General features: G+C 68.3%; 12 protein-coding genes. 6 read left to right on the top strand and 6 right to left on the bottom strand.

Annotated features, from left to right (window positions below):
* Positions 1-141: 141 nt before the first annotated feature.
* From QH168_RS03120 to QH168_RS03105, 4 genes are read left to right on the top strand one after another with little or no spacing between them, the layout of a single operon-like run.
* On the top strand, positions 142-1,437 hold the full coding sequence (locus QH168_RS03120) for an aminotransferase class V-fold PLP-dependent enzyme (protein ID WP_280232847.1): 1,296 nt from the start codon (positions 142-144) through the stop codon (positions 1,435-1,437).
* The gene (locus tag QH168_RS03115) at positions 1,434-2,756 is read left to right on the top strand and encodes a heavy-metal-associated domain-containing protein (protein WP_280232846.1); all 1,323 of its coding nucleotides are present in this window, start codon (positions 1,434-1,436) and stop codon (positions 2,754-2,756) included. The genes QH168_RS03120 and QH168_RS03115 overlap by 4 nt, the downstream gene beginning before the upstream one ends.
* Positions 2,753-4,186, top strand: a complete 1,434-nt coding sequence (locus QH168_RS03110) for a decarboxylase (RefSeq protein ID WP_280232845.1) — start codon at positions 2,753-2,755, stop codon at positions 4,184-4,186. The genes QH168_RS03115 and QH168_RS03110 overlap by 4 nt, the downstream gene beginning before the upstream one ends.
* Entirely contained in the window at positions 4,186-5,505 is a 1,320-nt protein-coding gene (locus QH168_RS03105) for a pyridoxal-phosphate dependent enzyme (protein WP_280232844.1), read from the top strand. The genes QH168_RS03110 and QH168_RS03105 overlap by 1 nt, the downstream gene beginning before the upstream one ends.
* A 93-nt stretch (positions 5,506-5,598) precedes the next feature.
* Here QH168_RS03105 and QH168_RS03100 read toward each other — a convergent pair whose 3' ends face one another.
* Positions 5,599-6,219, bottom strand: a complete 621-nt coding sequence (locus tag QH168_RS03100) for a maleylpyruvate isomerase family mycothiol-dependent enzyme (RefSeq protein WP_280232843.1) — start codon at positions 6,217-6,219, stop codon at positions 5,599-5,601.
* A gap of 68 nt (positions 6,220-6,287) precedes the next feature.
* Here QH168_RS03100 and QH168_RS03095 point away from each other — a divergent pair, with 68 nt between their 5' ends.
* Positions 6,288-7,220 carry a MerR family transcriptional regulator gene (locus QH168_RS03095; RefSeq protein WP_280232842.1) on the top strand — a complete coding sequence of 311 codons (933 nt, stop codon included), beginning with the start codon at positions 6,288-6,290 and terminating at the stop codon, positions 7,218-7,220.
* A gap of 243 nt (positions 7,221-7,463) precedes the next feature.
* On the opposite strand, the gene QH168_RS03090 is transcribed toward QH168_RS03095, so the two are convergent.
* Together QH168_RS03090 and QH168_RS03085 are read right to left on the bottom strand one after the other, a co-directional pair.
* Entirely contained in the window at positions 7,464-8,186 is a 723-nt protein-coding gene (locus QH168_RS03090; RefSeq protein WP_280232841.1) for a phosphatase PAP2 family protein, read from the bottom strand.
* Positions 8,187-8,330: 144 nt separating this feature from the next.
* Positions 8,331-8,765, bottom strand: coding sequence for a PaaI family thioesterase (locus tag QH168_RS03085; RefSeq protein WP_280232840.1), 435 nt, complete (start codon positions 8,763-8,765; stop codon positions 8,331-8,333).
* Positions 8,766-8,859: 94 nt separating this feature from the next.
* On the opposite strand from QH168_RS03085, the gene QH168_RS03080 reads away from it, so the two are divergent.
* Positions 8,860-9,345, top strand: a complete 486-nt coding sequence (locus QH168_RS03080; RefSeq protein WP_280232839.1) for a winged helix-turn-helix transcriptional regulator — start codon at positions 8,860-8,862, stop codon at positions 9,343-9,345.
* A gap of 179 nt (positions 9,346-9,524) precedes the next feature.
* On the opposite strand, the gene QH168_RS03075 is transcribed toward QH168_RS03080, so the two are convergent.
* The 3 genes from QH168_RS03075 to QH168_RS03065 form a co-directional block, all read right to left on the bottom strand.
* Positions 9,525-10,952, bottom strand: a complete 1,428-nt coding sequence (locus tag QH168_RS03075) for a bifunctional phosphatase PAP2/diacylglycerol kinase family protein (protein ID WP_432421025.1) — start codon at positions 10,950-10,952, stop codon at positions 9,525-9,527.
* Positions 10,953-11,162: 210 nt separating this feature from the next.
* Positions 11,163-13,349 (bottom strand): MMPL family transporter, encoded by a 2,187-nt coding sequence (locus tag QH168_RS03070; protein ID WP_348537566.1) that lies wholly within the window; start codon positions 13,347-13,349, stop codon positions 11,163-11,165.
* A 236-nt stretch (positions 13,350-13,585) separates the two neighbouring features.
* Positions 13,586-15,064: a condensation domain-containing protein gene (locus QH168_RS03065; RefSeq protein WP_280232837.1), complete on the bottom strand. Its 1,479-nt coding sequence runs from the start codon at positions 15,062-15,064 to the stop codon at positions 13,586-13,588.
* Between the last annotated feature and the right edge of the window lie 47 nt (positions 15,065-15,111).

Raw genomic sequence — 15,111 nt, 5'->3', positions numbered from 1 at the left:
CGTGGATCGCAACGCGGACGATGCTCGCCGAGCGCACCCGTGGAGTATGAAAGCCGTTGGGTGCGAGAAAAGTTCGAAGCTTTTCCGGTTTGTGCGTATCGTTGAGCGATATCCAGCGCGTCCGGCGGAGGGAGCGTCACGGTGGGGTCACCTGCGCGAGCGGCGCATCCGATATCGGTCCACGCCTACCCGGCCGCGCCGGCACCGGCTCGGCGCGCGATCGATACGGCGCGCGCGCTGTTTCCGGCGCTCGGTGACACCGGCGAGGTGTATCTCGACAGCGCCGCCACCACCCAGAAACCGTGGCCGGTCATCGACGCGGTGACCGGCTATCACCGCGCACACACCGCCAACGCCGGGCGCGGCGCGTACCGGTGGTCCACCGAACTCGCGGGCCGCATCGCCGAGGTGCGGGCGCGGATGGCGACGTTCATCGGGGCCGCACACACCGATGAGATCGTGTTCACCGGGGGCGCCACCGCTGCCCTCAACGCGGTCGCGCTGTCGTGGGGTCTGGCCACCCTCGCCGACGGCGATCAGATCCTGTTCAACCCGCACGATCACGCCGCCAATGTGCTCCCCTGGTTTCACCTGCGTGAGATCATGGCCCGGTTCGGTCGCCGCATCGAGCTGGTGCCGTACCGGGTCACCGAACTCGGCGAGGCCGATATCGCCGATATCGCGTCCAAGATCGGCCCGCGCACCCGGTTGATCACCACCAGCCATCTGCACCACGTGTACGGCGCCGTCACCACGCTCGAGGAGCTGCGTGGGCGGATTCCGGCGCGGGTGCTGCTGTGTTTCGACTGTAGCCAGAGCGGCGGGCATCTGCCTGTCGACGTCACCGAACTGGGCGCCGACTTCGCGGTGTTCGCCGCGCACAAGATGTTCGGCGCGCCGGGCGCCGGGGTGTTGTACTGCCATCGCCGCGTGCACGATCAGCTGATTCCGTTCCTGCCGGGCGGTGGTGCCGGTGTCCGGACGGCCGGCGGCGCGCGGACGCCTATGCCGGGACTGCTCGAGGGTGGGACTCCCGATATCCCCGCGCTGCTCGCCCTCGGCGCGGCGCTCGAGGTGCTGGAATCGTTCGGCCTGTCCGCGATCGCCGAGCACAACCGCGACCTCACACTGCGGCTGCTCGACGGCCTGCGCGCGATCCCCGCCGTCCGCTTCCTCCCCGGTCCCGCGCACGCATCGTGTGCGACCGGATACGGGATCGTCTCGTTCACCCTCGACGGGATCTCCGCCGACGATCTCGGTTTCGTCCTCGCCGAATCAGGTTTCATGGTGCGCACCGGATCGCATTGCGTACCGGGCGATCCGGCGATGTCGCCGGATATCGATTCGGTGCGGGTGAGCACCCAGATCTACAACACGCACACCGAGATCGATCGTTTCACCGACTGCGTCCGGCAGGTCGCCGAGGAGGTCCTATGACTGAAGCATCGAACAGCGGCGGCACCGGCCACACCGCCCGCTACGACCGGCGCGGCGCGTCCCGGATTCTCGCCGAACTCGCCCAGCCAGGACTGTTCACCGAGGCGCCCGCGCCCCGATCGCGGCGCATCGAATACACCAGCACACCCTTGACTCCCGAGCCCGGCCGTCGCCTCACCGTCTCGCAGCGGCTGTATCTGGAGCGATTCATGCGGCCGTGCCGACCGGATCAGGTCACCAGCGCCACCCACCGGATCACCTGGACCGACAGTCACGGTATCCCCAATACCGGCCACTATCGCGAGGACGGCCTCGGCCCGGCCACACCGATCGCCGCCCGCGAGGCCGTCCTCGAACTCTGGGATCGACTGGCGGGCAACAGCGCTCTCACCGAGCGCGCCGCCCGGATCGACGATCGTGCGCATGCCCTGCTCGCGGGTACCACCACCGACCACGATCCGGTCGAGATCTTCCGCGTCGGTATCGAGGCGACCGGGCGCACACTGGCCCAACATGCGCTGCTGGCTCATCAGACTCCCTACCGTGACCCCGCCCAATTCGCGTGCGCTCTGCGCGATTCCGGAATCTTCGCCGCTGTCGCGACCAGGTGGTACTGGGAGTTGCAGGCCTCCACGTATCGGCGCGGCATGATACCGGCGACCTTGTTCACCCAGTCCGATGCGACGGTGCGGTATTCGGCGGAGACGGTGGCAACATTGCGGGCTATGAAGGACGCCACCATCGCCGACGCGCATTCGGTGATGCGGCGCGCCACCGGCCCCGAGGGACTCACCGTGGCCGAGGCGATCGAGAAGTACCACGACGATCTCGATCTCATCTCCCGCCAGTACGCGCTGCTGCCCTCCGGTGCGCGGCCAGCGTGTCTGGCGGCCATGCCCCATCGGATCGCCGATGAGCACTACAGCATCCTGCCGATCGTGGCGGAGCGGTTCGTGGAGGCGTTCACGACGATCCATGCCGGTCTCGACGTCGTCGCGGTGTCGGGTGCGGTGGACGGCCCGAGCGGCGACGGCCCGATCGCGGCCGACGATCAGGTCTTCTACGTGCCGGATATGACGTGCAAGCACTGTGTACGCACGATCGGAGGGGTGCTGGAGTCGATGGGTATCCGGGTGGCCGATATCGATCTGGTCAGTAAACGGGTGGTGGCCGAGTTCCGGTCTCCCCGTAATCGGGCCCGCGCGTTCGAAGCGATCCGTGACGGCGGATACAACCCGTCGGCGGTGCCGGTACGGTCGACGACCGAGCCGGAGACGAACCGGGAGCAGGCAGCCGTCACAGCGGAATCCACCCGATGACCGCAGCCGGCCTGCCCGCACTGATCGATCCGATGGTGCGGGCGTTCCTCGACGACCGTGCCACACTCGATACCGCCCTCGAGAGGTACGGCTCCCCGCTGAACCTGGTGTTCCCCGAGGTCTTCACCCGGAATCTCGCCCGGTTGCGGGCCGAACTGGAGCAGCGCCCGGCGCGGTATCGCATCTGCTACGCGCACAAGGTGAATCAGGCACGTTCGTTCGTGCGTGCCGCCGCGGATGCGGACATCAGCATCGATGTGGCCTCGGTCGGTGAGCTGGACAGTGCCCAGAACGAAGGCTTCACGGCGGGACGCATCGAGGCGACCGGTCCGAAGGGTTCCGCGTTCCTGCGACGGCTGATCGATGACGGTGTCGTAGTGAACGTCGACAACCAGTGGGAGCTGGAGACGATAGCCCGGCTGTCCATCGGACCGACGCCGGTGCCGGTGCTGCTGCGCGTCTCAGGTTTCGATCCGGGGCGGGTGAGCCGGTTCGGCATACCGTTGGATCAGCTGGACCGCGCCCTGGCCACGCTGGTCGCCGAACAGGAGCGGATCGACTTCCGCGGATTCGCGTTCCATCTCGATTCCGGCGATGTCGGCGAGCGGGTGCGCGCCGTCGACCGGTGTCTGGCCCTCACCGAACTCGCCTTCACACGCGGGCTGTTTCCGTCGGTGCTGAATATCGGTGGTGGTCTACGGCAGGTGTTCACCGCCGATGCCACCGCGTTCGAACGATATGTGCAGAGGTTGCGCGCCTCGCTTTCGGGCGGTGGCTCGCCGATGAGTTGGGGCAACAACACCTTCGGCTACCAGGTGGACGGCGGCTCGGTGCGCGGTGTGCCGGTCTTCCACAAGTACGCCAATACCGTTGCGGCCGAACGGATGCTGGCCGAATTGCTGGACACACCGTTGGAACGGCACGGTGGCCGGTCCGTCGCACAGGTCGCCGCCGACAATCTGCTCGAGCTGTGGCTGGAGCCGGGCAAGGCGCTGGTCGACCATGCGGGTGTCACGGTGGCGACGGTCGAGGTGGTGAAGGAGGCCGCCGACGGCAGAATCCTGATCGACCTCGATATCAGCCGCGATGCGGTGACACCGGCCGATCAGGAGGTGATGGTCGATCCGCTGGTACTCCCCGGCGGCGGACGGGCGGTGGATGGTGCACCGGCGCAGGTCTATTTCGGCGGACGGCTGTGCCTGGAGCGGGATCTGATCACCAACCATGTCGTCTCGCTGCCGTGGCTGCCGCGACCGGGTGATCTGGTGGTGTTTCCGAATACCGCCGCCTATCACATGGATCTGTCGGCCGCGTCGGCGTCGATGCGTCCACCGGCCGCCAAGGTCGCCGTCCTGCGCGACGCGGACGGATTCAGTACTCACGCCGACTCCCCCACCGCCCAGGACGACGCGCGCTCGGTGGTGCGGTGATGCCCTACGACCACATCACCGAACTCATCGGCAACACTCCCCTGCTGCGGCTCGACCCCGCCGTACACGGCCTCGCGGGAGTCCAGCTCTACGCGAAGCTGGAGTCGCACAATCCGTTCGGATCGGTCAAGGACCGCGTGGCGTGGGCGATGATCTGCGATGAGATCACCGAGATCGGCGCCGCGGGCCGCGGCCTCATCGAAGCCTCCAGCGGCAACACCGCCAAAGCGTTACGGGTGCTCGGCGCCGTGCACGGCATCGGGTTGCGGGCGGTGACGAACCGGATCAAAGTCGATGAGGTGCGGGATCTGTTGCGGCTGCTCGGCACCGAGATCGTGGAACTGCCCGGACTCTCCGAATGCCCCGATCCGACCACACCCAATGACGTGTACTCGGTGATCGAGGCGACGATGGCCGAGCACCCCGGCGCCTTCCATCACCCCTCGCAGTACACCAACGAGAAGAACGTGCAGGCCCACCACGACGGCACCGGACGCGAGATCCACGACGACCTCGCCGCCGCCGGCATCGATCGGGTCGACTATCTGATCGGCGGTCTCGGCACCACCGGATCGACCCGCGGCGCCGCCACCTATCTGCGCAAACATCATCCCGAACTGCGCACCATCGCGGTGGTGTCGGAACGCTCCGACTTCATCCCCGGTATCCGCTCCGAGCACGAGATGTGGGATGTGGGGCTGTTCCAACCCGATTTCTACGACCGCATCGTCACCGTGGATTCGGCGCGTGCGGTCGAGGCGACGCTGGCCTTGGCCACCGGATACGGCGTGCTCGCCGGGCCGACCAGCGGCGCTGCCTACGCGGCGGCGGTGGATACGCTTGCCGCCCTGGATCGTTCGGATACCGAGCCGATCGTCGCGGTGATCGTGGTCTGCGATCGCATCGAACCGTATCTGTCCTATTTCAAGAAACGCAGGCCCGACCTCTTCGGCGGCGTGCACCGGCGGTATGTGCCGACCCCGGCGGAGCTGACGGCGGCGCCGGTGCTCACGCCTACCGAGCTGGGCGAGCTGGATCGCACCGAACATCCGGTGCTGGTAGATACCAGGGGCGCCATGGCCTACCGGATCGGGCACGTCCCCGGTTCACTCAACCTTCCCGACGACCAGCTCGGCGATCTGCTCACCCACGGCACCCCCTTCTCCACCTCCCGCCCGGTGGTCTTCATCTGCCCCACCGGCGAGCTGTCCCGCCACTTCACCGCCACCACCCGACGTACCGGGCATCGCTCCTACAGCCTCGACGGTGGGGTGATCGCCTGGCGGGATGCAGGTCTGCCGCTGGAACGTGGCCGTTGAGGGCCCTGCGACGGCACCCCGCGCGCAGTCGCCAGTGCAGGGTGATCGGCGGGCACGGTCATCACCACGACGATCCGACGGCACCGTGACTCCTCAGTCCGGGACGAGAACGGTCGGCGAGATACGGCCGGTCAGTACCAGCAGCAGCTCCGAGGCCGGAGCCGTGATCGGCGTGCCCGAGCCCGCCGACCAGTTCGTATCGGTGGCGACGAGCCGGTAACCGGCCAGCTCACGTTCGGCGTGGAACGGCCAGCCCATGGTCCAGATCCGGTGCAGCGACCATCGGGCCGGATCGGCCGGGATCTGGTGGCGCACACCGAGCGGTACCGCAATGTCCTGGCCGTGGACCAGCAGATCCATCAGTCGATCGGTGGGGGTCGTGCCGATCGGGGTGAAGCGGGTCTCGACGCGATCGCGCAGCCGATCCAGCAGTTCGGCGGTGCTCGCCCGCGCGGCCAGGCGCAGGGCGGTATCGCGGTTGAGCCGGTCGACGCTGCCGCGGGCGCGGACCAGCTGCCACAGCAGCCAACCGGTCGACGCGCCGGAACTGATCACCACATGGGCGACGACCTCACGCACCCGCCAGCCCTCGCACAGCGAATCCCGATGCCAGTCACTGTCCGGTAGTGCCGCGAGTAGCTCGATCAGGCGTCTGCGCTCGGCGGCGATCGCCTGCCACACCTGCTCATGGGACGGAGTTGCGGTCTGCGTCATCGTGTTCCTCCTGTGTACGCGGCTACCGGTACCGTAGAAACTCCAGCCCGGTGGAGGTTCCAGCGAAGGTGACGCACGACACACATCCCCGTGACCTGGTGGGCATCGGCGAACTGCCCCGGCGCACCGGCGTCACGGTGCGCACCATCCGGTTCTATTGCGATGAGGGAGTGCTCCCGTCGCGTCGTACCTCCGGCGGACATCGCGTCTTCGAACCGGCCGTTGTCGACCGGTTGCTGGAGATCCGCAGGTTTCGGGCGCTCGGGCTCGGCTTGGCGGCGATCGCCGAGATCCTCGCGGGTGCGCTGGCGGTCGAGGACGCGTTGGCCGAGCAGCGGGCCGGGGTGCGCGCCGAACTCGACGCGCTGTCCTGGCGGCACGCCTGCCTGCTCGCGATCGAGCAGGCACCGCCCGCCGAACGCGCCGCCAGGATCGCCGCGCTCGCGGACGTACAGGATCGGGCGGCCGCGCGCGGCACGATGATCGAATTCTGGCGGCGGGTGCTCGCGGCGATGCCAGCGCCGCTGTTCGACGACTTCATCGAGATGGAAGTGCCGCGAGTGCCGACACATCCGACACCGGATCAGGTCCTCACCTTCGCCGAATTGGTGCGTCTGGTCGGTACGCCGGAGCTGGGCCGCGTCGTCGCCGATCAGCTCTGGCGTTCACGCGCCGACCAGATCCGTGACAAACGGGCCCTGATCCTCGGGGTCGCCGAGGCCCACGCCGCCGTCGCCGAACGCGTTCTCGCCGCCGATCGGCCTACCGTCGGTGCCGAACTCGACCGGTTCGTCACCGCGCACGCGGAGGTTCGCGGTCGCACCGACACCCCGGCATTCCGGCGTGAACTGATCGGCAATATTCCCGACCTACACCCGGTGAGCACCAGGTATTGGACGTTGACCGCGGACATCCTCGGCACCACGGTCACCACCGGTACGACTCAACGATGGCTGCACGCGGCGCTGAACGCGTCGGTCGCCGGATCACCCGCTCGGTGAGGTCCGTAGCCACGTGCGCACTCGCTCGCGGGGCTTGCGGGGTGTCGAAGTCCGTGATCCAGCGGGCGTCTACGCATTGCTGTCGCGTCCGTGATCCGGGGGCGTCCACGCACTTCTGTCGACGTCCGTGATCCAGGGGGCCTCGACGCATTCCGGTGAGTAGTCGATCGACGTGATCGGCCGAAGATCCACGGACGGTGATTCGCGTCCGTGCGCGATCTGCACGGTCACCGGCCGATCGTGTCAGGTGGTATCGATACGGGACGGCGCGGGCGACGCCGCGGCGGTGTCCTCCGCGACGGGTGGTCGGGTGTGGCGGTAGCGCTGGTAGCCGGTGAGCATGATGATCAGCCACAGCAGGCCGATGGTCCAACCCGCGAGCACATCGGTGGGCCAGTGCACGCCCAGGTAGACGCGGGACAGCCCGACCAGGACGACGAACGTCGCCGCGGCACCCACCACGATCCGGCGCGGCCCGCGCCGCCGCAGGCCGACCGCGACGACGAACGCGATCACACCGACGACCACCACCGAACCGAGACTGTGCCCGGACGGAAAAGAATGGCTGTTGACGGTCACCAGCCGGTCCGCCATCGGTGGCCGCTCACGGTCGACAACGGATTTGAGCAGCGGAATCAGCACCGCCGAACCCGCACCGGTTACCGCGACGAGCGCCAGTTCGGGCCATTGTCTGCGCCAGGCGAGCACCGCGCAGGCCAGTAGCGCCGCCGACCACATGGCGATGGTGCCACCGCTGTGCGTGACGACTTCGACGGCGGGGGTGAGGGCGTCGCTGCGATGGGCGATCACCCAGTCCATGATCGGCACGTCCACCAGCCGCTCGGCGTCGCCGACGACGACGAACCAGGTCAGCGCCACCGCCACCACGGCCAGGACGATCGCCACCCACACCATCCGACCACCATATGCCCAGCCGAGGGATTCCAGCTGTTCGGTGTTCGGCACGGTCCCTCACCAGCCTGGTCCGCGGCGGCCAGAAGCCGGATCGATGCGCCGTGTGGTTGCCGATGCGGCGATGCGCGCCGGTCGCCGCGCTCGCCCGCCGGGTCTGCCACCCGGTCAGCCCGTGCCACCGACCGCACAGTCTGTTCAGCTCGGCAGCGGCACGTTCTGTAGCCGCACCTGCCCGCGGGCCAGGGTCTTGCCGGACGCGTCGTCGGTGATCACCACCTGCCACAACTGCTGGGTCCGACCCTGATGCAGGGGCTCGGCCGCTACCGCCGCCCGGCATTCGGTGGCCGGGCGCAGGAAATCGGTCGCGTTGTGCACGCCGACGGCGAATTCGCCGCGCTCGGCTACCGCGGCGCTGGCGCCGACGCTCGCCGCCGTCTCCACGATCGTCGCGTACACCCCGCCGTGCACCACGCCCCATGGCGTGTGGTGATCGGTGCCGAGGTCGACGTGACCGGAGACGCCGTCTCCCGACAGATGGTCGACCACGAATCCGCTCGCCGCGACGAATCGGCTGGCGGCGGCGAGGTCCACGCTCGGCATATGCGGCGAGGTGGTCGAGGAATCTGGCATGCGGTGCTCCCGAGGACGGCATCTGGCTTTCGATATAGAAGCTAGCCATCTCGACCGGCTGACTGTCAAGTCCGAAGGCAGCTAGGCTCATCGCATGGAGTGGCTCGAGTTCAGCACCGCCAATTGCTCGGTTCAGCGCACGCTGGACGTCATCGGCGATCGGTGGACGATGATCGTGCTGCGTGAACTGTTCAACGGCGTGCATCGCTTCGAGCAGATCCGGCAGCACTCGGGCATCTCGGAATCGGTGTTGTCCAATCGGCTCGGCAAACTCGTCGAGGCGGGCGTGCTGGATGCGGTGCCCTATCGCGAATCGGGCAGCCGGACCCGCCGCGAGTACCGACTCACCGCCAAGGGCATGGACCTGTATCCGATCCTGCTGGCATTGCTGCGGTGGGGCGATGAGTACTGCGCCGATCCCGAAGGTCCGGCGCTGAAGGTCGAACACCGCGACTGCGGACATCCCGTCGATGTGGTGGTCCGCTGCCACGCCGGACACGAACTGGAGGGGCCCCGCCGGGCACGTGCCCGCCCTGGACCTGCGGCGAAGGCCGTGGCCGAGACGCCGCCGCGAACCTGACGACATACGTTGTCGCGCCGACCACCCGACGCCCGCCGATGCGGCTCGGTCCCGAATGTTGTCCGGCGCTGTCGACAACACCGGGCGCGACCGGCGGACCAGCACCAACCGGTGCCACCGTACGATTCGGCCCGATCGGCCGTCCCCACCCGATGCCGACGAACTCGGCTCGGCCGAGGTCAGCCCCGGCCATCGACGATATCGGGCTCCGACGGCCGGAAAACGCCGAGCGCGCCAGGCTCGCTGCTGATGGTCAGGTCTTTCACGCGATGGTTGACCTCGCCGTCGGTGGCGAGTGAGACGTCGGCCCCGACGACCTGGACGTGCATCCGGGCGACCCGGCGGTGGACGTAGGTGTGCGAATGCTCCAGGCTTCCGGTGATGGTCGACCAGATCAGCCGGGTCCGCGACAGCGGCAGATCCGCGCGCAGGTATCGGACGTCGAGGGTGCCGCCGTGCAGTCGCGGCCGTGCGGTCGGGACCTGGTGGCCGGGCAGATAGGTGCCGTTGCCGACGAACAGCATCCAGATCTCGGTACGTTCGCCGTCGATGATCACATGCAACGGCTGCGCGCGCGACAACACACGCAGCAACGCGACCGCCGCGGCGGGCCATTTCCCGAGCCGTGATTCCAGCTTCTCCCGCAGCCGCACGAAATCCGGATAGCCGCCGAGACTCGCGGTATTGACGAAGGTGCGCTCACCGTCGCCGCCGAAGCGCACCCGAGCGGTATCGGTGCGCATCACCTCGCCCGATTCGAGCGCCGCCACCGTCGCGGCCGGATCGTCGACGCCGAGATCGCGGGCGAAATGGTTGAGTGTGCCACCGGCGAACACCGCGAGCGGCAGATCGTGGCGCACCGCCGATTCGGCGACACCGGACACGGTTCCGTCGCCACCGAGAACACCGAGCGCGCTCACCCCGCCCTCGCCGACACACTTATCGATCTGGGCGCCGAGGTCGGCACGCGGATCGAATTCGAGTACCCGGGCGGCGGGCAGCGTGCCGCGCAGCTCCTCGGCCCGGTCGCCGTTGCCGAGACCCGACAGCCGGTTGACCACCAACAGCAGCCCCGCCCCCGCAGGCACCGGGTCCACGGATTCGGTGGGCCCCATAGTGGCCGGTTCCCCGGCGCGCACCGCCCACCAGCGGCGGGTGCCCAGCGCCAGCGCGGAACCGAGCATCGCGCCAGCGACGACATCGGAGGGCCAGTGCACCCCGATATGGACCCGGGAGTACCCGACGGCGACCGCCACCGGCGCCACCACCGCGGCCGCGCGGCGGTCCTCGAGCGCGACACCGGTGACGAACGCCGCCGCCGACGCCGAATGCCCGGACGGGAACGAGGAAGAGTAGGGCGGTTTGACAGGTCTGCGCACGAACGGGACCGAGGCGTCCGGCGGCCTGCGCCGGGGGAACAACGGTTTGGCGATCCCATTGGCGATACCGCTGGCCAGGCCGACCGACAGCACCCCGCGCACGGCGGCTCGCCGTTGCGCACGATCACCGAGCAGGTACATCGCCCCGGCGGTGGCCACCCACAGCAGATTGCGATCGGCCATCCGGCTCAATCTGAGCAGTATCCGGTCCGCCGGGGTCGGCCGCATATCGGCACTGCGCGCAATCAGCCACCGGTCCACCGCACTCACCGCTTACCTCGCTTCTCACCGGGCCGCCGGGCACCGGCCACGGCACTGTCGAAGTCTAGCCATCTCCGGGTGCCGCGCGCCGGGCCACGACCGTGGCCGTGCCTCCGCACATCTCGGGAGACGCACCCCGCCAGCGCGATCGATACAGCGCCGCAACAGTTCTCGCGCCTATCCGATTCGGGCACGGGTCGGTGGTTCCTCGACCAACACCGGTTCGCCGAGTCCGATGCGGTGTTGGACGCGTTTCATCCAGTGCGGCGCCCACCAGCAGCGATCGCCGAGCAGCTTCATGGTGGCCGGGACAAGCATCATGCGCAGGACGGTGGCGTCGATGATCAAAGCGGCGATCATGCCGAAGGCGATGTACTGCATCATCACCAGATCCGAGAAGGCGAACGCGCCCGTCACCACCAGCAGGATCAGCGCGGCGGCGGTGATGATGCGTCCGGTGTGCGCGGTGCCGGTGCGCACGGCCTCCGTGGTGGTCGCGCCCCGCGAGCGGGCTTCCACCATCCTGGACAGCAGGAACACCTCGTAATCGGTGGACAGCCCGTAGATGATCGCGATGATCAGCACCAGCATGTTCGCCTGGATGGGTTGCGGGGTGAAGTTCAGCAGACCCGCACCGTGTCCGTCGAGGAAAATCCAGGTCAGGATGCCGAGTGTGGAGCCGAGGCCCAGCGCGCTCATCAATGCCGCCTTGATCGGTAGCACGAGGGAACCGAAGGTCAGGAACATCAGCAGCGTCGTGACGAGCAGCACCAGCGCGATCATGAACGGTATCCGGACCAGCAGGGCGTCGATCGAATCCTTCTGGATGGCGGGGACGCCGCCGACGAGCATCGTCACCCCGTCGGGTCGGTCCATTGCCCGCAGGTACTCGATGGTCTCCCCCGCTTCGGCGGAGTCGACCAGCGTGGCCTTGGTGCGATACACCTGCTCCTGCACCGTCGATCGTGCCGGTATCTCGAAGCTGCCAGCCAGCCCCGGCGCCGCGTTCGCCCTGTCCCACAGATCGCCGACCGCATTGCTGTTATCGGAGACGAAGATCAGTTCCAGCGGATCGGATGTGCGGACCGGGAACAGGGTGTCGATCCTCTCCTGCGCCACCCGGGTCGGATCGTCGGGCGGCAGATACCGTTCGCTGAATCCGCCGAACACCAGATTGCGCATCGGCAGGATCAACAGGAGCAGACCGAGACACAGGGCGACGGTGATCTTCAGTGGATGCCGCATCACCCACTCGGTGCTGCGCGCCCAGAAACCGCTCTCCACCTCCGCGGTGGTCCTGGTGCGGCGGAACCGTTCGAAACCGAGCAGATCCACCCGCGGCCCGAGTACCGCGAGCATGGCGGGCAGCAGGGTGATCGAGGTCAGCGCCGCCAGCGATACCGTCGCGATGGCGCCGTAACCCATGGATTTCAGGAAGCCCTGTGGGAACAGCAGCATCCCGCCGAGGCTCGCGATGATCATGATCGCCGAGAACACCACGGTCCGCCCGGCCGTCATCACCGAGCGCCGCACCGCGGCCGGTGTGTCGTATCCGGCGGCCAGCTCCTCCCGGAACCGGCTGACCACGAACAGGCCGTAATCGATCGCGAGTCCGACGCCGATCATCGAGACCACCGGCGATACGAAGGAATTCACCTCCGTGACGGTGGTGAGCAGCCGCAGTATCCCGTAGGCGCCGAAGACCGTCAGCCCACCCACGATCAGCGGCAGCGCCGCGGCCACTACACCACCGAAGATGAAGAACAGCAGGATCGCCACCGCGGGCACGGCCAGCATTTCGAGCCTGCGGGTGTCGTTGGCCGCGGTGTCGTTCAATGTCCCGGCCACCGCTTGCAGACCGCCGACCTGCACGTCGATACCGGGGATGGCGAAGGCGTCCTTGACCTTCCGATAGTTCTGCACCATCTCGGTGTCGGTCGCACCGCGAATGGCGATGGCGGCGACGGCGTGTTTGCGGTCATCGGTGGCGGCCTGTGCGCCGGTGAGTCTGCCGGTCTCGGTCGGCCAATAGGCGGCGTTGATGCCGAGGATCTCACCGGGATGCTCGCGGGGCAGACTGTTCAGATTGTCCACCACCCGGCGCGCGAACTCCGGGTCGTCGACGGTGGCACCGTCCGGCGCGGTGTAGAGCACCACCACATCGACATCGTGATTGCGACCGAACGCCCGGTCCGACAACCGCGCGGCCACCGCCGATTCCGAGGTCGGATCGTCCAGGCCGCCCGAGGTCAGATGCGCGTCGAGGCCGATCCCGATCACGCCGAGGCCGAGCAGTGCCGCACCCACGAGGGCGATGACGGCGAACCGCAGCCGATACACGAATTCGCCCCAGCGCGTGAACATCAGCCGACCTCGCGCGCCCGGACGCCGCTACCCCCACCGGCGCGCCGAGGAGGGATTCTTCGATCCGATCTGACCAGCACGCCGATTGCCAAGGGGCCGGGTCCTTTCCGCTCGTACCCGCACTGTTGAACGTCATCCAACGTACCGGCCCGACAAGACCGGACGTTACATTCTCGAATCCCGTTCTACCTCGGTGGAATTCATGCCCGCCGCGACGATCGGCGACGTGGTCGAGGTCAGCGCGCGGTGAGCAGGGCGGCGAGCGGTCCGCGGTATCCGGCCGCCAGCGCACGCACCACCGCGGTGAACCGTTCGACGAACGATGCGGCGGTGGCCGGGTCGAACAGCGCGGTGGGATAGAGGAACACGCCGTCGACGCCGCCCGGCTTCCCCGCCTCGTCGTATCGTTCGACCAGCCCGAACTCCAGATCGTGTTTGGCGCGCGGTGCCCCCGCCGGCAGGTCGGTCACGGTGAGCGCCGGTGCGCCCGTCGCTGATTCGGGCGCGACGGCGCCGCGCTCGAGGATCAGGGTGGCCTGGAACAGCGGGCACGCCGCGTCCTGCATCAGACAGCGCTTCAGGCGCGGATTGGGAGTGTCCGGATGCGCGAAGGCGGCGAGCGCGACCCGGCGGACCTGGTCGATGAGTTCGTCCGGGTCCGCGGCTCGGTCCAGTCGGATACGGAGCAGCACATCGTCGGCGAAATTGCCGACGAGATCGTCGAGCAGGCGGTGATCTCGCCCGCTCACCGCGGTCGCCACCGTGACGTCGGCGCTGCGCCCGAACCAGCCGACGCACAGTGCGAACGCCGCCTGCAACACCATGAACAGACTCGCCCGGCCGTGCTGTGCCCGATCGAGCAGCGCCGCGTGCACGGATGCGGGAAACGCGACGGAAATGCTCGCGCCTGTCGAGGAGGGCAGCACCGGACGCGGACGATCGCACGGGAATTCCAGCAGCGCGGGCCGCCCGGCGAGCGTATCGGCCCAGTACCGCAGCTGCTGGGTGGCCCGGCTCCATTCGTCGGTGTAGTCGCCGAGCTGGGCGTGCTTCCACAGGGTGTAATCGGCGTAATCGACCGGCAGCGGGGCGAGGGCAGGCGCGCGGCCGCACGCGCGGGCGGCGTACGCGGCGCCGAGATCACGCAGCAGCGGGGCGACCGACCGGCCGTCGATCGAGATGTGGTGGCCGACCAGCAGCAGCACCACGTCATCGGCGTCGAGCGCATACACCCGCGCGCGCAGCGGTAGCTCGGTCGCGAGGTCGAACCCACGCTCGGCGAATTCGGCGAGCCGTGCGGGCAGATCGGCTTCGGCGAGGGCGCACACCCGCAGGTCGAGTTCGGCGTCGGCCGTCGCGACGACGACCTGCGCCGGACCTTGTTCGGTCATCGGGTAGCGGGTACGCAACGGTTCATGTCTGGCCACGACGTCACCGATCGCGGCGACGAGCGCGTCGATGTCGACCGGACCACCGCGCAGGCGAACCGCTCGAGCGACGTTCCAGTCTGCCGAACGACCCATGTGGGCCGCATGCCACATCCGCTCCTGCGCGGGAGCCAGCGGGATATGGTCCGGGCGCGGACGGCGCATCAGCACCGGCGGGCGCGGCAGCGGCGGCGCCGTCCGGATGGCGCGACGCACCACCGGTATCGACCCGCTACCGAGCCCGTCGTCGACGATTTCCCCCGACAAGATCCCCGTAGCGGAGTCCATCTGCACCTACACCCTCACCAGCACGCTCGATATCGCCGGGACGCTAT

Origin of the sequence: Nocardia cyriacigeorgica (genome assembly GCF_029868385.1) — a bacterium.
GTDB lineage: Bacteria > Actinomycetota > Actinomycetes > Mycobacteriales > Mycobacteriaceae > Nocardia > Nocardia cyriacigeorgica_F.
This window is presented reverse-complemented; position numbering and strand designations above follow the sequence as displayed.